This window comes from Bacteroidota bacterium, from assembly GCA_041658205.1.
Taxonomy (GTDB): Bacteria; Bacteroidota; Ignavibacteria; order UBA10030; family UBA8401; genus UBA8401.
Window position 1 is genome coordinate 178,853 of sequence record JBBAAO010000002.1, and the last position, 21,895, is coordinate 200,747.

21 protein-coding genes are annotated in these 21,895 nt (G+C 42.3%); 5 read left to right on the forward strand and 16 right to left on the reverse strand.

The window, feature by feature from the left end:
* Positions 1-80: 80 nt before the first annotated feature.
* Genes WDA22_12645 through WDA22_12655 form a run of 3 tightly spaced genes read left to right on the forward strand, consistent with a single transcriptional unit; the run spans position 81 to position 2,684 of the window.
* Positions 81-1,016 carry a T9SS type A sorting domain-containing protein gene (locus tag WDA22_12645; protein ID MFA5834316.1) on the forward strand — a complete coding sequence of 312 codons (936 nt, stop codon included), beginning with the start codon at positions 81-83 and terminating at the stop codon, positions 1,014-1,016.
* Positions 1,013-2,239: a M14 family zinc carboxypeptidase gene (locus tag WDA22_12650; protein ID MFA5834317.1), complete on the forward strand. Its 1,227-nt coding sequence runs from the start codon at positions 1,013-1,015 to the stop codon at positions 2,237-2,239. Before WDA22_12645 ends, WDA22_12650 begins: the two co-directional genes overlap by 4 nt.
* 7 nt (positions 2,240-2,246) lie before the next feature.
* Positions 2,247-2,684 carry a dCMP deaminase family protein gene (locus WDA22_12655; protein MFA5834318.1) on the forward strand — a complete coding sequence of 146 codons (438 nt, stop codon included), beginning with the start codon at positions 2,247-2,249 and terminating at the stop codon, positions 2,682-2,684.
* Between the two features lie 36 nt (positions 2,685-2,720).
* Here WDA22_12655 and WDA22_12660 read toward each other — a convergent pair whose 3' ends face one another.
* Positions 2,721-3,392 carry a hypothetical protein gene (locus tag WDA22_12660; protein ID MFA5834319.1) on the reverse strand — a complete coding sequence of 224 codons (672 nt, stop codon included), beginning with the start codon at positions 3,390-3,392 and terminating at the stop codon, positions 2,721-2,723.
* A gap of 68 nt (positions 3,393-3,460) precedes the next feature.
* Between WDA22_12660 and WDA22_12665 the strand changes: the two genes are divergently transcribed.
* Positions 3,461-3,640, forward strand: a complete 180-nt coding sequence (locus WDA22_12665; protein MFA5834320.1) for a hypothetical protein — start codon at positions 3,461-3,463, stop codon at positions 3,638-3,640.
* Between the two features lie 195 nt (positions 3,641-3,835).
* Positions 3,836-5,710, forward strand: coding sequence for a substrate-binding domain-containing protein (locus tag WDA22_12670; GenBank protein ID MFA5834321.1), 1,875 nt, complete (start codon positions 3,836-3,838; stop codon positions 5,708-5,710).
* Between the two features lie 54 nt (positions 5,711-5,764).
* Here the strand turns inward: WDA22_12670 and WDA22_12675 are convergent, their stop codons facing one another.
* The 15 genes from WDA22_12675 to ppk1 form a co-directional block, all read right to left on the reverse strand.
* Positions 5,765-6,631, reverse strand: a complete 867-nt coding sequence (locus WDA22_12675; protein ID MFA5834322.1) for a hypothetical protein — start codon at positions 6,629-6,631, stop codon at positions 5,765-5,767.
* Between the two features lie 172 nt (positions 6,632-6,803).
* On the reverse strand, positions 6,804-7,442 hold the full coding sequence (locus WDA22_12680) for a sterol desaturase family protein (protein ID MFA5834323.1): 639 nt from the start codon (positions 7,440-7,442) through the stop codon (positions 6,804-6,806).
* A gap of 134 nt (positions 7,443-7,576) precedes the next feature.
* Positions 7,577-8,467, reverse strand: a complete 891-nt coding sequence (locus WDA22_12685; GenBank protein ID MFA5834324.1) for an N-acetylneuraminate synthase family protein — start codon at positions 8,465-8,467, stop codon at positions 7,577-7,579.
* 51 nt (positions 8,468-8,518) lie between these two features.
* On the reverse strand, positions 8,519-9,337 hold the full coding sequence (locus tag WDA22_12690) for an SDR family oxidoreductase (GenBank protein ID MFA5834325.1): 819 nt from the start codon (positions 9,335-9,337) through the stop codon (positions 8,519-8,521).
* A complete protein-coding gene (locus tag WDA22_12695; GenBank protein ID MFA5834326.1) occupies positions 9,334-10,671 on the reverse strand; it encodes an aminotransferase class III-fold pyridoxal phosphate-dependent enzyme in 1,338 nt (445 codons plus the stop codon). Before WDA22_12695 ends, WDA22_12690 begins: the two co-directional genes overlap by 4 nt.
* Positions 10,672-10,682: 11 nt before the next feature.
* Positions 10,683-11,636, reverse strand: a complete 954-nt coding sequence (locus tag WDA22_12700; protein MFA5834327.1) for a transketolase C-terminal domain-containing protein — start codon at positions 11,634-11,636, stop codon at positions 10,683-10,685.
* Positions 11,637-11,638: 2 nt separating this feature from the next.
* Positions 11,639-12,496, reverse strand: coding sequence for a 1-deoxy-D-xylulose-5-phosphate synthase N-terminal domain-containing protein (locus WDA22_12705; GenBank protein MFA5834328.1), 858 nt, complete (start codon positions 12,494-12,496; stop codon positions 11,639-11,641).
* Complete coding sequence (locus WDA22_12710; GenBank protein MFA5834329.1) at positions 12,489-13,304, reverse strand: glycosyltransferase family protein; 816 nt, start codon at positions 13,302-13,304, stop codon at positions 12,489-12,491. The genes WDA22_12705 and WDA22_12710 overlap by 8 nt, the downstream gene beginning before the upstream one ends.
* Positions 13,301-14,362, reverse strand: a complete 1,062-nt coding sequence (locus WDA22_12715; GenBank protein ID MFA5834330.1) for a hypothetical protein — start codon at positions 14,360-14,362, stop codon at positions 13,301-13,303. The genes WDA22_12710 and WDA22_12715 overlap by 4 nt, the downstream gene beginning before the upstream one ends.
* A gap of 16 nt (positions 14,363-14,378) precedes the next feature.
* Entirely contained in the window at positions 14,379-15,452 is a 1,074-nt protein-coding gene (locus WDA22_12720; protein ID MFA5834331.1) for a lysylphosphatidylglycerol synthase transmembrane domain-containing protein, read from the reverse strand.
* Positions 15,453-15,590: 138 nt separating this feature from the next.
* Complete coding sequence (locus WDA22_12725) at positions 15,591-16,121, reverse strand: HAD hydrolase family protein (GenBank protein MFA5834332.1); 531 nt, start codon at positions 16,119-16,121, stop codon at positions 15,591-15,593.
* Between the two features lie 402 nt (positions 16,122-16,523).
* A complete protein-coding gene (locus tag WDA22_12730; GenBank protein MFA5834333.1) occupies positions 16,524-17,432 on the reverse strand; it encodes a metallophosphoesterase in 909 nt (302 codons plus the stop codon).
* Positions 17,433-17,539: 107 nt separating this feature from the next.
* On the reverse strand, positions 17,540-19,108 hold the full coding sequence (locus WDA22_12735; GenBank protein ID MFA5834334.1) for a Ppx/GppA phosphatase family protein: 1,569 nt from the start codon (positions 19,106-19,108) through the stop codon (positions 17,540-17,542).
* Positions 19,109-19,166: 58 nt separating this feature from the next.
* Complete coding sequence (locus tag WDA22_12740) at positions 19,167-19,661, reverse strand: phosphoglycerate mutase family protein (protein MFA5834335.1); 495 nt, start codon at positions 19,659-19,661, stop codon at positions 19,167-19,169.
* An 8-nt stretch (positions 19,662-19,669) separates the two neighbouring features.
* Positions 19,670-21,880: a polyphosphate kinase 1 gene (gene ppk1 / locus WDA22_12745; GenBank protein ID MFA5834336.1), complete on the reverse strand. Its 2,211-nt coding sequence runs from the start codon at positions 21,878-21,880 to the stop codon at positions 19,670-19,672.
* Positions 21,881-21,895 lie beyond the last annotated feature (15 nt).

Here is a 21,895-nt window from a genome sequence, read left to right on the forward strand (position 1 = left end):
TGTTCTCGAAAGAAAGAGACACCGTAAACATTTTTTTGGTGAGCACTCTTTCACATTATCACCATTGGTTATTTTCCCCTATGAAGTATTTGATCACATTGTTGCTCACATCGGTTTCGCTGCTCTATACACAAGGTGTGGACTCATTATTCTACGGTAATTCAAAACTGCTTCAGAAAAATCCGTACGGCTGGGGATATATGGCTGGCACAAACGGATATACCGATATTGGAAAATACCAACGCTTCGATGTGCAAGAACCGATCAATGTTGTTGGGGCAAAATTTTGGATGGGAATAGTCAAACCCGTCAACACACCGGATACGATCACAATTGTTTTTAAGAAAACAGGATACGGGAAAGCATATTACGATTCGCTCTCCGGCGGTCCGGGTACGACGATTACATCGATCAAAACTACTATCGCAGCGTTTGACACTGGAGGAAAAGGAACAGCATTTATGATTCCATCTCCATTTAATATGACGGGAAGTCTGACTGTGCCGGAATCGGTCTTTGTCGGAATCGAATGGTCCAGTGCTGCTGATGATACATTTGCTTTGTTTGCCGATTCTGCAAAGCAAGGCGGTAAACTGTTCAGGGCATGGGAGAAATTAACGGGAACAGGATATACCTATCAACGATTCAATGAACCAAGTAATTATTCCTGGGGATTTGACGGTGATCTCTGGATCGCGTTGTTGTATAAAAAAGGATTGCTTTCTGTGCAAGACGAACTGCAGGGAACACCTAAAAACTTTTTGTTGGAACAAAATTTTCCTAATCCGTTTAACCCGAACACAAATATTAGTTTTTCAATATCAACCGGCGCATTCGTTTCTCTGAAAGTGTTTGATATACTGGGAAACGAAGTCGCATCCCTGGTCAACGAACATCTGGAAACCGGAAGATATTCAACATCATTTTCCGCCCGGACAATATCCAGCGGTATTTATTTTTATCAATTGCGTACCGGCAACGTTGTTGAAACAAGAAAAATGATTCTCATGAAATGAAAAAACTTTTACAGCTCTTTTCCATAACAATCGTTCTCTCTTCCATTGGATCCTCACAGGAGATTCCATTCGTTGATCCCTGCGGTTTTCCCGATACCACAACCTTGGAGTATAAAATCGCCGCATCAGGCAATTGGGGATATGGGTATGATACGCTGCTGTATGATCTTAGTGTATGGAAAAAAAACCCATTTGTTCTTGTCGATTCTCTTGGTGCAACAGTACAGAATCGAACAATGTTCTTAATGACTATTCAAGACACAGCCCAAGTTACCGTTCCGCGGAAAAGAGTATGGATTCATGCCAGAACGCATCCGGGAGAAGTTCAAGGAACCTGGGTGACGAATGAATTGATCAAAATCCTGTTATCCAATACTTCGCTTGGGAAAATACTCCGCGATAGCTGTGTCTTTTCCATTGTTCCGATGTATAATCCTGATGGTGTTGAGCTTGGGAAAGCGCGGGAAAATGCGAATAATATTGATATTGAAAGCAATTGGGATACGACAAAATTCTATCCAAGTCAGCCGGAAGTAACCGTATTACGAAATACATTTATGCAGTTGATGGCGAAACCGAATCCGATACGAATTGCATTGAATATGCATTCGGCGTACGAATGCCATAAATTTTTTTGGTTCCATTTGGCATCGGGAACGTCAACACTCTATGCTGGTATTGAAAAACAATTTATCGATACGGTTGTGTTCAATTTTCCGGAATGGATACAACCATGGGATTCTCATGTCAGTTGGGGAGGAGCTGCGGCAAAACAATATCCCGAAAGCTGGTTCTGGTACAATCATCGAGAAAAAGTACTTGCTCTTACGTATGAGGATATGAATTGTGCAACGGCACATTCATTTGATAAGACGGCAAAAGCAATAGCGCAAGGTATTGCCGATCAACTTGGCATTATGAAAACAGTGGTTTATGTTGCGAAACAGCAGAGTTTCCCATCTGGTTTTGGATTAGAGCAGAATTATCCGAATCCGTTTAATCCTTCGACAGTGATCAATTATCAATTACCAGTGGTCGATCACGTAGTATTAAGAATATACGATGTGCTTGGAAGAGAAGTGGCAACACTGGTCAACGAAGAACAATTATCCGGAAAACATTCCGTCACATTTAACGCATCATCACTAAGCAGCGGACTATATTTTTATCAATTACGGACAGGCAATTTTACAGAAACAAAAAAAATGCAACTCATCCGATAGGAACAGTATGGACGACCAACGTATATCCTGGCACGAATATTTTATGAACATTGCAGATCAGGTAGCAACACGAAGTACATGCAGCAGAAAGCATGTCGGTGCGGTGATCGTTCGAGATAGGACAATTCTTTCTACCGGATATAATGGAAGTCTTCGGGGCGCGCCGCATTGCGACGAGATAGGACATGATATTGATAACGATCATTGTGTTCGCACTGTCCATGCAGAAGCAAATGCGGTTGCACAATCTGCAAAACATGGAATTCGAATCGATCAAGCCGAAATTTATGTTACCGCTTCTCCCTGTTTAACATGTTTTAAACTGATTGCCAACGCTGGTATTACCAAGATTTATTATAAAGAATTCTATCGCGATGAACGCATTACTGAATATGCAAAACTCTCCGGCGTGAAATTGGTCTATATGGGTAAGGAACAAAAATAGCGGTTGCAACGAGTCGTAATAAAAATCGGGAACAATCTACAGCAATAGTTTTTGTTTCATGTCTTCTATCCGGTGTTTATCACTGGCAAGTGTTTGCGGTAACAGAAGAGCAGATCGAAATACCTCTTTCCCTTTTTCTTCCTTTCCCCAATCAAAATATAGCAGACCAAGTTCGTATCGATGTCGGAGAATATTCGGAGCAAGTTCGATCGCTTTCAATAACATCTGTTCCGCATCTGCATATCCGCCTTTTGGCAAACCTCCGAGCAGAAGTGTGGCCAACTGTTGTTCAACCCACCCGATATTTCCCAAAGCGCGGTAAAAAGTACCATAGACAGAATATGCGACATCATTGCGGGGATTAACGGTGATGGAAATGGTAAGTGCTTTCTGAATACTGTGGCATAATTCCACTTTTTTTTTGCTTCCTTCGGTGAGGGCAATATATCCCATTGACACAGCGTACCAACATTGAGTGTCCGAATGTAATGAGTCCAATCGAACAGCTTCTGTTGACGCATCTAATGCTTTCCGATAGTATTTCCCCTGCTCGTCGATTGGTGTGACGTCCCCAGCACAAATGGCGGCGCGTGCTAATCTCCAGTATGCTTCAACATCATTCGGATATGCTTTTGCGTGAGCAGAGTACACTACCATTGCACTGATATAATCCTGCGCACGGAAAAGTTCATCTCCTTTATTAAGCATCGAAAAATCGGAGAGGAAAGTCAAAAAAATTATACAGAATATCATAATAGTATGCGGGTACGAATTTTATGAAGAAAGCCAGAAGAATGTCATTTGGTTCAGAACATTGCGACCATGAGCCTATATATTGTGGTGGTAAGATAGACATCGTTCATAATGAAGAAGTTATGCAAACGTTAACAGATGATGATGCAGAAGAATATACTTTGATCTATGATGCTGGTTGTGTCTCGAGGGCGACAATGTGAACAAGACACACTGCAAATGTATTTCACAATCAGGTCATTCCATCGGTTTCCTTTTTGTTGTGGAATCATTCTTCCAAGGATGAAAAGGAGTTAAGAAATTCTTTAGATCGTGTTAATCAAATTTAATACCTCATTTACATCCAAGTAATAGTCTAATAGTATTTTTACTATCATTTCATTCATACGGAGTTTGCGATGGTTTTTATTGTTTACAATCCTGAAGAAAAAACGATTGCCTTACAATTTGCACTACGGTTTGAGGAAGCCGGAATTGCAACACATTTATTTCGTCACGAAGACAAGGAGGAAAATGTCAAAGCACTGGCGATGTCAAAAGCAGTCATTCTGATACTTTCTCCTTTTTCCTTGACCACGTTCAATATGTATAAGCCGGAGATTGAAAATGCTCAGCGCTCAAAAAAAACTATTTTTCCTTTATTGTACGGGATGAGTAGAGCAGAATTCGACACAAAACAGACTCAATGGAAAGAGGTTGTCGGATCTTCTGCAACGATGCACGTTAAAGAAGAAACAATCGGAGAAAGTATCCCAAAGATTGTTTCTGGATTGAGGGGTATTGGAATAAAACCAAACCCATTACCCGATATTCATACGATCACATTTATTCGGTCCCAACTTCGAAACGATTATTTACTGCAAAAACAGATTCCGCCTATTTCCAGCAAAGAGAGAGAAAAAAAGAGAAGCAGGATCGTACCATTGCTTGTCGGCATTACAGTAGTATTTCTTGCTCTTGCCGGAGGATATTTTTATTTCCAATCAGATCCTCTGATCGAAGAAAGAACTATTTTACGAATTCACGGATCGAATACGATTGGAGCAAAGTTGCTTCCTTCAATCGTGGAAGGATTCATTCACAACATTGGCGGGACGGCAATTCAATGGCGAACGGGAAAGGTCCCACAAGAGAAATATGCTGTCTTTTCTCACCCGGATTCTATGGCGAAACTTGTTATCGAAGTCTTTGCTCACGGTTCAGCGTTTGCATTCAAGGACCTAAGGAATAATACATGCGATATTGGAATGTCATCCCGAGAAATTAAATACGACGAAGCAATTTTACTTCAGACCAAAGGATTAGGAAATATGTACAGTTCTTCAAATGAACATGTGCTTGCACTTGATGGACTTGCGATTATTGTTCATCCCAGTAATCCAGTAAAAACACTTACAGTGGAACAGGTTGGCAAGATCTTTTCTGGTGAAATTGTCAATTGGAAATCACTTACCGGAGAGAATGCCACGATTACGCTTTATGCCCGCGATACTAATAGTGGAACACATGAAACGTTTCACCAACTTGTGATGAAACGTATCCGGGAGGATCAGATTTCCGGCGATGCAAAATTTTATGAAGACAGCGGCGAGTTATCTCGAGCGGTTGAAATGGATCCACATGCAATCGGGTTTTTAGGATTCACCTATGCGAATGAAAATAAAGTAATTGCAATCAGTGAAAGCAATTCCGATCCTCTGTTTGCAAATTTTTTGACGATCGGCCGAGAAGATTATCCACTTGCTCGACGGTTGTATTTATACACTTCAGCTACTCCTGCAAATCAATTAGTACGTGAATTTGTACGCTATGCACTCAGTGAAAAAGGACAGCACATTGTTCACGCCAATAAATTTGTCGATTTAAACGTTCGGGTGGAAAATAATCCTTCCATCTCAACGAATGCATCAAAAGCATATACAGAGTTTGTACAAAATGCAAAACGGATTTCTGTCAATCTTCGGTTCCAAAGAGGGAAAGATTTCCTGGATACAAAAGCACAATCAGACCTGGAACGTGTCGTGGAGTTTTTAAAAGAAAACAATTATCCACAATTAAAATTGATCGGATTTACCGATACTGATGAAAAAAACAGTTCACGTGAACGGTTATCCCTTGAACAGGCAGAAGAAATTGCGGGAGAGTTTAAAGCCCGAGGAATCAATATTCCGCCATCGAATATTGCCGGATTTGGTGCAGAAGACGCAATCACTACAAGCAAAACCTCAGTTGGCAAATTTAAAAATCGAAGAGTGGAAGTGTGGCTTCAATAAGCTGAAGAATGGAATTCGATAGGAAATCAGGAGGGGACAATATCATCACCTGCGCTATTTTTTCTGTTGAGCAATTTCAATTCTTGCTTCTAATTTTGACAACTGTTCATTAAAAGGATCAAGAAGATACCCGAGACGAACCTCCATGATTGCTTTATCGTATTCATTCGATCCATAATATCGATGCGCAGCCAACAGATGCTCTTCTACAGGTGACAAGTTATTTTTTGCCGATATTTCCAAGGCACCCTCAATCGACAGAATTCTTTCATTCAATGGATCAATTTCGTACGCCTGCTGCAAAGAGACGAGCACCCCGTCATAATCCTTCTCTTTCAATTGTTGATATGCATGAAGAACAATTGATCGAATGGTATGATCCGTATCGATATCTTCCACACATAAACGTTGCTCAATCTTATGAATCGAATCATTCAATGGATCTATCTCATATGCACGGGAAATAGCCTTTTTTGCTTGAGCGATCTCGTTTTGTTCGCGATAGTACTCTGCACGGGATAATAGTTCTTGTATTTCTTTTGACTCGTGTTCCAGATGAAGATGTGCCACATACTCTTGGATCGAAAACGCATGAGAAGATGGTGTTGACATTTCGTTCATAGCAGTGACGTTACGAATGTGAGCTGAACTGTTTTTGTTCAGATCGTGAAGCTTCTTTTCCATGAGGGGGATATTAGGATGCGAGGGACTTACGTTATACGCACGTTGAATATGTATGAAGGCGCTTTCAAAATTTCCATTGAGGGCAAAATTTTCTGCGAACCGCAACATTGAGACAACCTTATCGTCATCATTTTGAGCTACTGCCGCATGGGCGAAATTTTTAGTGTATGCCAGAATATTGGCGACTTTATCTTCAATGGGAGACGAGGTGCTTCTTTGTTCGGCTGTTCTATTCATAGAGTTATTCCTCCTTGTTCACAAGGACATCTGTAGTAGTACCTGGTGAGTTATATCGTAAAATGAACATCGGATGAAATGCTGTCTTGATGTACATTGTTAACATCAATAAACAATTTATTTCGGTAGGAAAAATTATCGTACGATCATCGTACTGTTATGAATATCAGGATTATTTCTTTCGGAAGGAACGAAAGGCAAACCAGTGTTGGGAAAAATATCCCTCCGGGAAGTTGGAGTTAGACAATCCATATTCTGCCGGTTTTTCGGGGCGAGGAAGGTAGGCTGTACCGAACAGCCAATCCCACAGAGCAAACTTTGTCCCGAAATTTACACTATTTCCTTTTCCTTTAGAGTGATGCCATCGGTGCATCTCCGGTCCATTAATAATATACTGCAGCCAACCCGAATGCACATCGATATTCGAATGAATATACATTCCCCAAACGGCATCAACGATTCCTTTGATCAATACCACTTCCGGAGCAGCACCGAGAAGAATAATCGGTAAAAATTCTATTGTTTGGTTGATCAGAATTTCCAAAGAATGCGAGCGGGCCCCCGCTAACCAATCAACATCACCTACAGAATGATGGGCCTCATGAATACGATAGAGATATTTATTGCGATGCTGCCACTGATGGAACAGATAGATATACAAATCGTGCGTTATCAGAAATAACAAAAACTGGACTCCAAGATGCCAATGCGAAATACTCTGAAAGTGTGAAAGCCCTGTTTGACCGTCCAGCCAATAAATAAAACCGAATATGGCCCAGCTTAGAAGGTAACTTTGAAAAATAGTATACATTCCCAGATCGCTCCAAAAGCCCTTTCGAAATAATGGTTGTCCCTCTGTGTACGGAATGATTCGTTCTAATAAAATGAGAACGAGTGCTGAACATGCGATTATGACGGGCGATAGAATCTCTAAACGCATAGGAATTACGCTGCAACCGCCTCTCTCACACGGCGAAGTTTTTTCCTTGGACCTAGTTCGCTTTCATATACTTTCTTTACACCGTCACCAAATGCTTTTTCGATGTCACGAATATTTGAAACAAGGCGCATGAGGCCGCCAATTTCGACGGATGCCGCCTGATCGCTTCCCCACATTGCGCGATCGAGTGTGATGTGTCGTTCAACAAATTTTGCTCCCATTGCTACAGCAGCCCATGTCGGAGCTAATCCTGTTTCATGTCCGGAATATCCAATTGGGCAGTCAGGGTATTTGGTTTGCAGTGTTGATATCATTTTCAAGTTCAGTTCTTCCGGGGGACAAGGATATGTGGATGTTGAATGGGCAATAAGAATATTTTTTGTTCCAAGCTCATTCATTGCATATTCAATTTCATGTTGTGTTGACATTCCGGTGGAAAGAATAAGTGGTTTATTCGTTCCCTGCTTTTTTCGTAATAAGGGAAGATCTGTTAATGCTGCTGAAGCAGCTTTGTAACAGACGGGTTTGAACTGTTCAATAAAATCGACTGATTCTTCGTCCCAGCATGATGCAAACCACATAATTTTCCGTTCTTTGCAGTATCGGTCGATCTCAGCATATTGTGCAGCATCGAATTCCATTAAATATCGATACTCAAGGTATGTCATTTTTCCCCACGGAGTTTCACGAATGATGTCCCGTTGTTCTTTGGGAACGCATAACTCTGGAGTTCGTTTCTGAAATTTCACCGCATCACAGCCCGCAAGAGCTGCGCCATCAATCAATTTTTTTGCAATCTCCATTGATCCATTGTGGTTGATTCCGATCTCGCCAATGACAAATACCGGTTCTCCTTTGCCGACAAAACGATTGCCGATTTGAATTGTATTGTTCATACAATAGTCTCCGTGTGTATGGTTAATGATTTATGAAAATCTTGTTTTTTATCACCACGCCGTCCAGCCACCATCCACGATCAGATTGGCACCGGTCATGTACCGAGAGGCATCGCTGGCTAAAAATACCAGAGCGCCTTTATAATCGGTTGGTTCGGCCATACGCCCAAGCATTGTGCGAGATGAATATTTTTGGACGAAGTATTCATCCTGTCCATTTTTCACTCCTCCGGGGCATAATGCATTCACCCTTACACCTTTTTTCCCCCAGTATGCCGCCAGAAATTTCGTGAACGAAATCACCGCACCTTTGGTTGTTGGGTACGCCGGCGATTTGTAAAACGGTTGAATTCCGTCTGGCGTTGTATAAAGAGACTGATCCGGCGCCACCAATCCGTAGGTTGATGCGACGTTGATGATACTACCATTTCCTTGTTCCGCCATTATGGTCCCGATGACTTGAGAACTGAGGAACATTCCGGTAACATTGACATCGAGCGAATTTTGCCACTGTTGGAGGGGATAGTTCTCAAACATTGATTGTTCTGTTGCTGACGCGGGAGATTCAAATTTATCATTGATGGCAGCGTTGTTCACCAGAATGTCGATCCGGCCGAAATTTTCAACAACCGTTTTCCGTAACCGAATAAGAGATGACTTGCTGGTAATATCGGTACTGATGGAAAGTATTTCATTTGGCGTTGAGCTTTTCAATTCATCTGCAAATAGTTCGCATTTTTCCAATTCCGTATCAGAAACCACGACATGTGCGCCAGCTTCTGCCAATGCGAAACAATGCTGCTTACCGATCAATCCGAGTGCACCGGTGACGATTGCAATTTTATTTTTGAGGGAGAAGAGTTCGTTCATTGCCCAACCTTTTTCGGTTTCATATTGAAATTGCTTGTTTTGCGAAAAACCGGTTCAACTGGATCGCCACGAAGCAGAGTAGATACATTTTTTTCCGAGACGGCTTTCTTCAGTAAAGGAAGAATCTCTCGATATGCTGTAAGTGTATAGTCGATATCGGTATCACTGTGAGAAAAACTCATATTATGGAATCCGGTCCACAGGATTCCCCGTTTGATCAACTCTTGCTGGACGAACGACTTTAATTCAAGTGGATTTCCAACGCTTGCATCAAACGTGACAATGGTACGGCATCCAAAACCTGAACATCGTGTAAATGAGATCCCGAGATCGTCTGCCAGTTGGTTATATGCTAACTTGAGTTTGTTTCCCTGGATGGAGAGGTATTCCGGAACTCGTTTCTCCATCAGCTCTTCAATGGTGGTTTTTGCCGCTGCAAGAGACAAAGCTTCTCCACCAAATGTGGTAAAGAAAAACACTTCCTTTTCAAGAAGCTGCATAACATCTTTCCGTCCGGTCAGAATCGAGAGAGGCATGCCGTTTGCAACTGCCTTTGAAAAACATGCGAGATCCGCTTTTACTCCGAAATACTCCTGCGCACCGCCGACAGCAAGACGAAATCCCGTCCACATTTCATCAAAAATCAACACTGTGCCGTTTTGACGACACACTTCTTTCAATTTGTGCAGGAAATTCTCTTTCGGTGCTTCAAATACAATTGGTTCAAGAATAACGCATGCTGTATCACGATCAATGGAATCAATGACGGATTGAATGTCATTGTAGTTGAAGGTGAATGTTTGTTCTTGTACACTCAAGGGAATTCCTTTATTGCGATCTGTAACGGCTATATACCAATCGTGCCAACCGTGATAGCCGCAACAAAGGATCTTGTTTCTTCCCGTGAATGCTCGTGCAAGACGAACAGCAGCGGAGGTTACATCGCAGCCTGTTTTACTGAATCGAACCGATTCCGCATTGGGAATAACGGAATGAATCAATTCGGCTACTTCTACTTCAAGAGGGTGCATTAATGAAAAAGTAATTCCATCTTCCAATTGTTTTTTGATTGCATCATTGACAGTCGAATACGAATATCCGAGCGAGAGAGGGCCGACACCCATCGTGTAATCCAAATACTCATTCCCGTCAGCATCCCATACGTGCGATCCTTTTCCTCGAACCAAATATTTTGGCGCCACGCCGTTCACATACTGTCCAGGACCTTTTGCAAGCGTTTGGGTAACCGCAGGGATTACACCAAGTGCTCGAGTATACAACTCGTTTGATCGTTCAATAGTTGGATAGTGTTCGTTGAATGAGACGGTATTCATCAGAGTTCCCTTTACAATATTGGTTCGACCTGTTTTTCTCCGTAAACGGTATTTCCCTTTTCTATCTCGTGCAGACGAAGGAGAATTTTCGATGCGATTTGTTCACCCGTAAATCCTTCATATGCCAGTACATCATGCAGCAGTGCCGGTTTGAACCATTGGTTGTCCAATGCAATTGGCATAACCATTTTCATGAATGAGTGTTTCAGAAAGATCTCGCCGAGGATCGAATATAATCCGCCGATGAGAAAATGATCTTCCACAGTGACAATTAATGAACATTCTTTGGCGGCAGAGACGATCACCGCTTCATCAATCGGTTTTAATGTTCTAAGATTAATGTAGCGGATAGATATCCCCTTTTTTTCTAAAATCTCTTTTGCTTTCCATGATTCTTTTGTCATAAATCCATAAGTAATCAATGCAACATCCATTCCATCGGCAAGGACTTCTGCCGTTCCGATTGTAAATTGATTATAATGTTTTACAAAGGGTGGCAGCGCGGTGTAACGGATATACCATGGAGCTTTATCTTCAAGAATCTGAGGTAGACCGGCAACAAGCTCTTCATGATCGGCCGGACAAAAAACTTTCATATTCGGAATACCACGCATGACAGAGACATCTTCAATAGCTTGATGTGTTGGGCCATTCGCTTCCGATAAAAATCCTGGAACACCGCCGATCAGTTTTACCGGGAGATTTCCAACGCCAACATCCGTGCGGATAAATTCAAAAGCGCGGAGAGTAAGAAACGATGCAAGGGCATGAACAATAGGTATTCTTCCACGGAGCGCTAGACCCGCAGCCGCCCCAATCATTGTTTGTTCGGCGATGCCCACGTCGATAAATCGATTGCCAAGTACTTTTGGCAAGTTGCGGATTGCCGCACGATTCTCAGCGGTCATTACAACGAGCCGAGAATTCTGTTCTGAAATTTCTTTGAGTTTTTCTTCGTAGGTCATACTTATCTCACCATGAGTGTTTCAGATGTCAATACGCTCGTTTTTTCACCGCGTAATTCATCCAGAAGCATTTCCACTTCTTCGTGCGTGAAATTCACAAACCATCGGTCGGCGCGGTGTTCTATGCTTGGTAATCCTTTTCCTCGTATCGTATCAGCGATAACCACGCTGGGTTGTTCTGCACTGAAGGGGACTTGTAAAAATGTCTGTTCCATTTGTTCGAAATCGTGCCCGTTAATTCTTTTTACCCAGCAGCCGAAGGCTTTGAATTTTTTATCGATTGATTCTAACGGGATTAATTCTTCCGTCCGAACATTTGCTTGAAACTCGTTCCGGTCGACAATAATGACGAGATTATCGAGCTTATAGGCCGATGCAACCAGCAATCCTTCCCAAATTGATCCCTCATTTAATTCACCGTCGCCTAAAACAACAAAGACACGATTATTGCCTCCCCGCATTTTTATATCAAGTGCAACGCCGATTGATACTGAAAGGAGGTGACCCAGTGATCCTGAATGAAATTCTACTCCGGATATCATTCTGTTAGGGTGCCAATAGATTGAATCATGGGTCTTAAGGTGATTTTCCAGCCGTGAAGATTCAATAAAACCCAATTCAGCCAATGTTCCATAGAGCGCCGGAACATCATGCCCTTTTGATAGAAACAAATAATCCCGTTCCATATTCGCCACAGTCTGAGGTGAAATGTTTAACACTTCCGAATAGAGATAGACAAGAAGATCAGCGCAAGAAAGGGAAGCACCAATAAAACACCCTCCGTCCGTTGACATTCGGATGATATGTTCTCGCACGCGAAGGGCGAGGAGTTCAAGTTCAATTTTGTGCTGTTCAGTCATTGGGTAATACTACCTGTTTAGTTTCGTGCTTGGAAATTGTTTTCAATTCATCAAGATGATGACGGTACCAATTCACTCCGGCATATTTTGTATTGATGGAGTGTATTTCCGGTTCGAGTTCCAACATTCCTAATATCTCGTACAGCGAAAAATTAGGATGAATATTCGTCCAAAGTTTTTTGTAGACAGATTTGATGAACTCATAATCTTCGGGATAATCGAGCACCCAGCGATGGGACATTGAATAGTTCACTCCTGATTCCCATTCAACATTTCCGATCTTAAACCGCTCCGGATGTTCCCATATGAATGGAGTTGTATGTTCGCGCTCATAGATTTTGTTTGCTTCGCGCCAGGCGATTTCTAGTGTTTCAAACGTCATCACCTCCACATCATTTCCGTCTGGGTATGTAGCCGGATGCAGATTGCTGATAAAATCGTAGTGATGTAATGATTTTTGGTAGAATCGAAGCACCCTTTCAATCACAGCAGGATCGATCAATGGACAATCCGAAGGAATCTTGATAATCAGATCGGCTTTTTCTTGTGCTGCTACTTGATAGTGACGGTCTAACAAATCTGTCGGGTGACCGCTAAAACACGGCACTCCAATTTTTTTACACAATTTTCGTATTGGATCGTCGCTCTTCTCTTTCGTAGTGGCAACAACCAGATCGACTTTCCCGGAAATACACTGTACGCGCTCGACCATTCGCTGGAGCAACGGTGCTCCAACAAGCGGCATCATTACCTTGTTTGGAAACCGCGTGGAACCTGTTCGCGCTTGTATAACGAGGAGAGTTTTCATGATGCTTTCGAAAACAATTGAAACAGTTTGCGTTTATATTTGTTTTGAAATATTCTCTTCAACGGCTGCATTTTTTGTCGAAACGGCAGAATGTTTGAGTGTGATTTTTCTATTACGATTCGACACAGATCGGCAATATTTTTTGCCGCAGAATTGTTCTGAAGAGGTGTTAATCGTTTCAATTCATCTATGGGAAAATTTGAATAGACTTCTTTTCCGAGAGCGATTCCAACGTACACCGTTGACGAAAATTGAGTAATCAATACATCACAATTGGCAATCATTTCTTCGGCACTGCCGTGTGAAAATACTAGCGCATCGGGAGCATACCGATTGATCTCTGCTGTGGCGCGTGATATATTCTCATTCGGATGAAGTTTAAAAATCAATAAACGGCCATTTGCTATCGTTTTTGCATCCAAAATGATCCGTTTTCTATTTTCCATCTTCACCGTTTCTCTGGAATCGGAGGTACAGACAAGGACAAAATTCTTGTGCGGAAATGAATTTTGAAAATATTTTTTGCAATGATCGAAATTTGGTATTCCCGTGACAACAATTTTTTCCGGTTTGACACCTTTGCGAATAAACAGGTCTTTATATCCTTCGCTTGCTACACAGAATTTGACATAGGCATCGCTCAATCCCATCGTTGATGTGCTCGCAGACCATCGGGGCATGAGGCGTAATTTTACCATTCGATATGCCCAATTTTCAGGGTCTGTCATTCCTTCCTGCACCAAAATAATTTTGGTACTGCGAATATTTTTTGGCACAACAAGATCGGCGCAGGTCAATACCAGATCGTATGAATGGTTAACTCCACGAAAATCAATTTGTAATCCATGCAGCTTGAAATATTGCATGCACTGTTCAATATATCGCTGACCCATGATCGTCATTTCCGTCAACCCCGCTCGTCGCATCCATTCAACATGTCCGCTGGCATAATAGGGAGAGAAAAAACAATTAAACTCATGCATCAAATGGGAGGCTATTTGATGCATTTGTGTTGTCTGATTGTTAGAGCCGCAGATGAATAGAATTTTTTTCTTCATGAATGTTTCAATTGATTTATGGCTGAGTTTGAGCTGGAGCAATATCCGTTAAGTTCTGGGGGTGTGAATGAAATCGTTTGTTTGTGAATTGTATTCTTCCTAAAACAGTTGCTACGCTTACTCCTATAATAATCCAAAACAATTCCTTTGCCCGTTTGATGATGATAAATGCAGCGGCAATAGTCATCGTCATTCCCGGTACTGCGGATTGTAGTGAAGCGGAGTATCCGATGTCCATCACCCCGAGACCGGCAGGAATAAAGAATACCACTGATCGAAGAAAGGAAACGACCGGTTCAAATATCATAACATCCTGGAAGGATACCTTCGCACCCAGTAAAAAAAGAATGCAATATGTTTCCGCAAGTTCTGTAAGCCACCCACAAAAGAAAAACAGTATTGCGGCAATGTTTGTTGTTGAATTCCGCACAATTGCATTCTTCACAACGATATCTGTCTCGAAAAACGTTTTTTTTGTCCGATACAGCATCGTTTGAACTGCTCTGAACGGAAGACGCATCAACAATCTGTAACTAACGCTCCCGAGATTTCCTTTGGCGAGAAAGTATCCTATCGTCAAAAATACGATAAGCAGTAAGAAACTAACGGTAAGGCCAGTTTGTGTAAGTATAGAATCTGATCGGGAGGAACCTATCGTTATACCGGCTAAAACAACAACACCGATATACAGTGCTTGCGCTAGTCCCAGGAAGACTTTTCTCATTAACAGGCTTGAAACGATGTGAGGCGTTGGAACAGATGTATGTTTTGCCATCAACATCACTTTTACTGATTCACCAACCACGACACCGGCGGGGAGGAAGCGATAAAACGATTCTCCGGCAATATGAATCAACACAATTCGAATAAACGATATTGATTGGGAGGTTGGGAGAAGTTGCTGCCAAGCAAGGGAGTCAAAAATACATCCAACAAAATAAAAGGAGAAAATAACAATACAAAGATATCCGACATCTGAAATGAGGGTAAGTGTTGTAGCGATATTAATATTGCGAAAGGTAAAGAAAAATAAGAGAACACCTGCAATAAGCATGCTGCTGCGGAAAAGAAACTGTCGTCGACCAATCATCGTATTCACGGATACAAATGTACGTGTTCAACATTAACCGTGAATGAAGGGGAGGTGAATAAACAGTAAATGAAAGATTACGAGAATGTATCGAGAGCGTGAAGAAATCTTTCATGTAGCTTCAAGAAATAAATTTCCTTAGCCCTTTTTGTATAACTGAAAGATCTTGTTGTCCAAATGCTGTGCCTCAAGGATAAGGTCACAGATTTCACGAACGCATCCATCTCCGCCACGACGCTCGGTGACATAATGCGCTAATTGTTTATTCCATTTGCATCCATCGGATGGTGTAGCAGCAAAGCCGACTTTTCCCAGCACTTCAAGATCATTAATATCATCGCCAATATAGGCAATCTCGTCCCATTCTAACGCGTAGTGCTTTCGAATCTTATCAAGAACATCCATTTTTCGGTGAACACCTTGATACAGATTTTTAATCTTCAGTTTATCGGCTCGCAGTTTTACAATTTTCGTCTGCTCACTGGTAATGATGGAAGTGATGATCCCGGCAATTCTAAGAAGCGTTAATCCCATTCCGTCACGAGTTGAGAATTTTTTTTGCTCAACGCCATCTTCTCCATAATACATTCCGCCATCCGTAAGAACGCCGTCTACATCGGTGCATAAAAGTTTAATTTTTGTTAATCGTCTTTGAAGTACTTTTTTCATGCTTTTCCATTCTTGAAATAATTAATTTTTATACACTATGCTCCATTTTCACGGATACAGGCTTTATAACACTTACGTATAATACGCGGACTTCACAGATTGAATGAACACATTTCAAAATTTCAGTACACAATAAAGATTTTATTAACCCATGTTTCGTAGAATAAGAATAACCAGTCATGGTGAGCCTGTCCGCCTCTGTGGAATCCTGAAAAGCGGGAGATTCCGAACATCGGGACAAATAACGAAGGATTTGCTCAGATCAGACACAAAGTGTCCCTTCGGTAAGGACTCCTTTGGAGATGTCTGCCGTTTTCGCGCCACGGTGAACCACGTACATCTCTTTGCGAAACATCAGTTATTAACATTGAATAATGTATGAAGCGAATGTTACGGAGTGTGTTATCGTGCCTTTGCCAAGACAGGATGTAACTGTTTTGGCGCCAGTATGCTGATAGTAATTTTTTCAATACTCTTTTTTTGAACGTGCAGCAAGTGAAACAATCGATCACCTTGAGCGTTGGCAAACATCGTTCCCCCGGCATTCAAAAATGTGACGTTTTTTCTGGTATATTCGTCATGATGATGCAAATGTCCGTGCAACACTTTTGCCACATCAACGTTGTTGAACAATTGGAAGAGCCGCTTCTTTTTCCACAATTTCATTGTGCTTGATTCAATGGTGTGCCACAACCGCTCCAATTTCCCTGTAGATTTCTTTGACTCTAGCTTGCTAAAATGATGATGGATCAATACGAAGATCGTTTTGCCTTTCAGCATATCGCTGGAAAAGATCTCCTTCAACCGTTGGTGTTGTTGCTTGCCGATATCTCCGTTGGATCCCAAAGGATTTCTAAGCGTACTCCATTGAGCGACTGAGTTGATCCCGACAAAAACGACATCGCGCAAGATTTTCACATACGGGAAGATAGATGAGCCGGAGACATATTTACATCCTTCAAACGACTCATGAAAAGCGGCATGGAACTCTTTTACTTTTGCTTCATAATTTGTTTGTTTGCAGAATCCGGGAAACGACAACACATCCTCTGCATAGAATGGACCACCGAAGATGTCATGATTTCCGATTGTGACGGTCAGTTTTGCGGGATCGAGAAGTCCGAATTCCTTTAAAATACTTCGGGCGTGGGCAAATTCCTTCGGTTTTGCCTGGTTTGTAATGTCGCCGGTAATGACGATGTGATCCGTTTTTAACAACCGACATTTCTGAAGAATTTCATAAAACGCATCAGTGCGTTCGGGGAAATGATCCGGACTTAAATGAAGGTCGGAAAGATGTGCTATTCGCATCGCAGAAATTTTTCGTTATGTGACGATGCAAAGATACTCATCGTTCATAATGAAGAAGTTACGCGAACATTATCATATGATGAAGCAGATGGATGGGGGTAACATGTTTATTTTCTTCGCGGCTGCTCGAATGTTACTGTAACTCGGAAGAGTTCTTCGAACAATTCTTTTTTTCGATCAGCGCCCCAGAACTCAATTTCCAATTCATTCTTTCGTTTTGATGCGATCTGAAAACGAAGCCGTTTTCCGGATGCGCGTACTTTTACATCGGTGATTTTTCCGCTATGTGTTCGATCGAGTCCATCTGCAATACGTAGGATGGATGCAAGTTTTGATACAATTGATTGATCTTCGGGAGACAATAATCGAAAGCCTTCATGTTTTATTTTGGGATGACTCTTCCGATGGTATCGGGCAACATTGGCAATGATTTCTTTTTCATTTTCCGTAAATCCTAACAGTTCACCGTTTTTGATGATGTAGTAGGAGTGTCGATGATGAAGCGCGTGCGATATCGATAAGCCGATTTCGTGAAGTAATGCCGCTGCTTCAAGGTATTCACGTTCTGCGGACGAAAGTTTGTGCCATCGTCCGGTCTGATCGAATATTTTCAACGCAAGATCTGAAACCTGTTTGCCATGTTTAATTTCATTATGGAATTGCTGTGAAAGATGTTGAACGCTGTTGTACCGGATATCGGAAAGGTGATGAAACGACGGTCGCTGAACAGACTTTTCCATCGTATCGAGGATAATTCCCTCGCGCAATGCGTACTCCGAAACGGTCATCTCTGATATTCCAAACTCTTTGAATGTCTGTTCAAGGATTATTGCACCGGCAGGAATAATATCGGCCCGAGATTGATCCAATCCTTCAATCTTCACTCGATCGTCCGGATATTCCATCGATAAGATAGTGTCTACCGCAGAAAATAATTCCTCATCGTTGAAACGGATATTATTCAACGACAATTCGTTTCTTTCGCCGCGGCTGGAGAGAATAATCTTCGCTAAATTCATCGCTGTGCCGGAACTGCCGATCACTTGCTGATAGTCGTATTTTCCAATTTCGCGTACAATGGGGGTGAGCATCCCGCGGACATATTTTCTACATTCTTTTATGGATTTTTCGGTAACACGTCCGGAAGGGAAAAACCGTTCCGATAAGCGAACCGCACCAAGTTTTATGCTGTTGCTGGAGAGGATTTTCTTTTTCTTTCCGATAACATATTCTGTGCTTCCGCCGCCGATATCAATGCAGAGTATTTTTTTATTGAAGACAGGCAGCGCTTGAACAACTCCCAGATAGATCAAACGTGCTTCTTCGGCGCCGGAGGCAATTTCAAGTTTTATTCCCGCTTCGGTCTTCGCACGTCGGATGAACTCTTCCTGGTTCAATGCTTCGCGCACTGCGCTTGTTGCAATCGCACGAATGGGAGCGTTAAATGCTGCGGCGATCTTTTTAAATAATCGCAACGCCTGAATGCCGCGGGTCATCGCATTCTCGGACAAATATTTCATATCTGTTGAGCCCGAACCGAGCCTTACTAATTCTTTTTCGCGAGCTAGCGTGCGGAACTGGCCAGTGGAAGGAGAATATTCCACAACGATTAAATGGAATGAATTTGTTCCAACATCAATGGCGGCGATATTTTTTTTGGCAGAAATTGTTTTCATCACTCTCGAAATATACTGAAGTCCTTGGTGCAAAGAAACTCTTTGTTGATCGGTCTGCTCAGTCCGAAATTTTTCGAAGGATGCGCGGAGGAAGATAGAAAAGAAGACGCGAGCGTTTCGGCTGGTCTACATCGAACTCAATGGCACACAAGGATCCTTTTTTCAACGCAATGGATTGTTCACTTTGACCAAGAATTGTGGAGACAAATTTTCCTATGCTTGGTTCATGTCCTACAAGAATAAACTCCCCTTGTTCAGCATATTTCTTACACAATTGAATGATTGCCGCCGTTGTTGTTTCCGGCCGGAGGTCCTCTTCAGGAGCAATAGGAACTGAATGATCAAATATGTTTGCCAAAATTTCTGCCGTTGCAAATGCCCGTTTCATTGGGGACGAGACGATACAACGAGGAGTTTTGATAATGGCGGCGATTCCCGCAGCATTTTCCTTCATTCTACGAATACCGCTTTTTGTAAGTGGGCGGTCGTCATTCGGGTAAGATTTTTTTTCGCGTTCTTCCGCGACGGCATGTCGAACAATGTATAGTTTCATGGCACCAGTCAGTTTTTGGGAGGGAATTCCCGCGGAATGTGTTTGATAAGTTGAATATTTTTTAGCCGGGACTGTGCGATCATCTGTTGGCTTTCAAAATCAGCTTCATCTTTTTCAGGTGCACGTCGTGAATATCTGCCGTCGGAACGTAGGATTCTGGCTCCGATATTGTCTTTCAACGCTGATTCCAGCGTCTCCTGAAAAACCTGTTTGGCAAGGAGAGGATCGTCAATAGGAAACATCAATTCAACTCGGCGATCAAGGTTTCTTCCCATCAAGTCCGCACTGCTCAAATAGAGTTCCGGATTTCCATTATTGCCAAACCAGAATACTCTGCTATGTTCCAGATATCGACCGACAATGCTGATGACGCGGACATTCTCGCTGACACCGGCAATACCAGGACGCAAACAGCACACTCCGCGCACGATCAAGTCGATTTTCACTCCTGCTTTTGATGCTTCATACAACTGCTCAATAATTCGTTGGTCAGTAAGCGAGTTCATCTTAAGGATGATACGGCCTTCATTACCATTTTGCGAATGTTGTATTTCACGATCAATCAAAGCCGTAATCTCATTCCTTAACGTTATGGGTGCAACGGAAAGTTTTGCGAATGTTTCTTTCTTTGAATAACCGGTTAAAAAATTAAACACTTCGGATGCATCATTTGTAATCTCTTCGCGACAGGTAAAGAAACTATAGTCGGTATAGATACGTGCGTTTACCGGATTGTAATTGCCGGTTCCGAGATGAACATACCGTTTCAAGCCATCATTTTCTTTTCGCACAATCAATGCCATTTTTCCATGCGTCTTTAATCCTACAAGACCGTACACTACATGCACTCCGGCTCCTTCAAGCTGCTTTGCCCATCCGATATTATTCTCTTCGTCGAACCGCGCTTTTAGTTCAACCAGTACGGCGACCTGCTTTCCGTTTTCCGCCGCTTCAATCAGCAGTGGGATGAGCGGTGATTCTTTTCCGATGCGATACAATGTCTGTTTGATTGCCAGTACATCCGGATCGCGCACAGCATTTTTAATAAATTGTACAACGGGAGAAAAAGAATCGTATGGATGATGCAACAGAACATCTTCGCGTTGAATACTATCGAACATATCTTCCGAGCCTTCGTCCGAAATCTGATGCGCTGGTGAATACGGAAAATCCTTAAGCTCTGGACGAGGAAGTTTTAGCAGAGTCATCAGATGACTCAATCCGAGCGGCTGTTTGATTGGATACACATCATCTTTTGTGAGCTCCAGATTTTCAATGAGAATATTTCTGATACGTGCAGGCATCGTTTCCTGCACGCCTACTCGAACGACAGAGCCGAAACGTCGGAGTCGAATCGATTCCTCAATTGAACTGATGAGATCTTCCGCTTCGTCTTCCTGGATCTCGATATCAGCATTACGCGTAACTCGGAAGACGTATGATTCTTTCACGATCATTCCGGGAAAGAGGAGAGAAAGATTTGACGCAATCAGATCTTCGAGCCAGACAAAACGAAAAGTATCAACTCCGGCATGTCCGTTCGGTATTTCAATCAACCGTGGAAGTACATCCGGCACTTTCACGCGGGCGAATCGTTCTTCGCCATTCTTGGACATTACTACAACAGCAAGATTCAAACTGAGATTTGAAATATAGGGAAACGGATGTCCGGGATCGAATGCAAGAGGCGTGAGCACGGGAAAAATTTTTCGTGCAAACAATTCAGAAAGTTTCGTTTTGTCTTCACCGCTCAATTCATCGATTTTCAAAAGTGAAACACCGGCGTTTAATAACTCCGGGTGAAGTTCCTTCCAGAAACATTCGCTCATCTGTTTTACCATGGATGAGACCCGTTCATGAATTGCTTTCATTTGCTGATGCGGAACGAGTCCGTCTGGTGAATATTCAACAAAGTCTGCAATAATCTGTTCCCTAATCGCTGCCACGCGAATCATAAAAAACTCATCAAGGTTGGAACTGACAATCGAAAGGAATTTTACACGCTCCAACAGCGGATGACGCCGGTCGAATGCCTCTTCCAATACCCGGTGATTGAATTCCAGCCAGCTTAACTCTCTGTTAATAAAAAGGGACGGATCCAATGTGGATGCACCTTTATGCACATAGGGGAGTACCTTCCGCGGTTTGGACCGATGTCCTCGAGAATTCTTTTTAGGACTGGGATTCAATTTTGTCCGTTGTTCACTGGAATTTATCATACTACAATTATAGAT

What these genes read in the sequence shown, in the direction of transcription:
- WDA22_12645 (MFA5834316.1), top strand. Translation starts at nt 81, where the DNA reads ATGAAGTATTTGATCACATTGTTGCTCACATCGGTTTCGCTGCTCTAT.
- WDA22_12650 (MFA5834317.1), top strand. Translation starts at nt 1,013, where the DNA reads ATGAAAAAACTTTTACAGCTCTTTTCCATAACAATCGTTCTCTCTTCC.
- WDA22_12655 (MFA5834318.1), top strand. Translation starts at nt 2,247, where the DNA reads ATGGACGACCAACGTATATCCTGGCACGAATATTTTATGAACATTGCA.
- WDA22_12660 (MFA5834319.1), bottom strand. Translation starts at nt 3,392, where the DNA reads ATGCTTAATAAAGGAGATGAACTTTTCCGTGCGCAGGATTATATCAGT.
- WDA22_12665 (MFA5834320.1), top strand. Translation starts at nt 3,461, where the DNA reads ATGAAGAAAGCCAGAAGAATGTCATTTGGTTCAGAACATTGCGACCAT.
- WDA22_12670 (MFA5834321.1), top strand. Translation starts at nt 3,836, where the DNA reads ATGGTTTTTATTGTTTACAATCCTGAAGAAAAAACGATTGCCTTACAA.
- WDA22_12675 (MFA5834322.1), bottom strand. Translation starts at nt 6,631, where the DNA reads ATGAATAGAACAGCCGAACAAAGAAGCACCTCGTCTCCCATTGAAGAT.
- WDA22_12680 (MFA5834323.1), bottom strand. Translation starts at nt 7,442, where the DNA reads ATGTATACTATTTTTCAAAGTTACCTTCTAAGCTGGGCCATATTCGGT.
- WDA22_12685 (MFA5834324.1), bottom strand. Translation starts at nt 8,467, where the DNA reads ATGAACAATACAATTCAAATCGGCAATCGTTTTGTCGGCAAAGGAGAA.
- WDA22_12690 (MFA5834325.1), bottom strand. Translation starts at nt 9,337, where the DNA reads ATGAACGAACTCTTCTCCCTCAAAAATAAAATTGCAATCGTCACCGGT.
- WDA22_12695 (MFA5834326.1), bottom strand. Translation starts at nt 10,671, where the DNA reads ATGAATACCGTCTCATTCAACGAACACTATCCAACTATTGAACGATCA.
- WDA22_12700 (MFA5834327.1), bottom strand. Translation starts at nt 11,636, where the DNA reads ATGACCTACGAAGAAAAACTCAAAGAAATTTCAGAACAGAATTCTCGG.
- WDA22_12705 (MFA5834328.1), bottom strand. Translation starts at nt 12,496, where the DNA reads ATGACTGAACAGCACAAAATTGAACTTGAACTCCTCGCCCTTCGCGTG.
- WDA22_12710 (MFA5834329.1), bottom strand. Translation starts at nt 13,304, where the DNA reads ATGAAAACTCTCCTCGTTATACAAGCGCGAACAGGTTCCACGCGGTTT.
- WDA22_12715 (MFA5834330.1), bottom strand. Translation starts at nt 14,362, where the DNA reads ATGAAGAAAAAAATTCTATTCATCTGCGGCTCTAACAATCAGACAACA.
- WDA22_12720 (MFA5834331.1), bottom strand. Translation starts at nt 15,452, where the DNA reads ATGATTGGTCGACGACAGTTTCTTTTCCGCAGCAGCATGCTTATTGCA.
- WDA22_12725 (MFA5834332.1), bottom strand. Translation starts at nt 16,121, where the DNA reads ATGAAAAAAGTACTTCAAAGACGATTAACAAAAATTAAACTTTTATGC.
- WDA22_12730 (MFA5834333.1), bottom strand. Translation starts at nt 17,432, where the DNA reads ATGCGAATAGCACATCTTTCCGACCTTCATTTAAGTCCGGATCATTTC.
- WDA22_12735 (MFA5834334.1), bottom strand. Translation starts at nt 19,108, where the DNA reads ATGAAAACAATTTCTGCCAAAAAAAATATCGCCGCCATTGATGTTGGA.
- WDA22_12740 (MFA5834335.1), bottom strand. Translation starts at nt 19,661, where the DNA reads ATGAAACTATACATTGTTCGACATGCCGTCGCGGAAGAACGCGAAAAA.
- ppk1 (MFA5834336.1), bottom strand. Translation starts at nt 21,880, where the DNA reads ATGATAAATTCCAGTGAACAACGGACAAAATTGAATCCCAGTCCTAAA.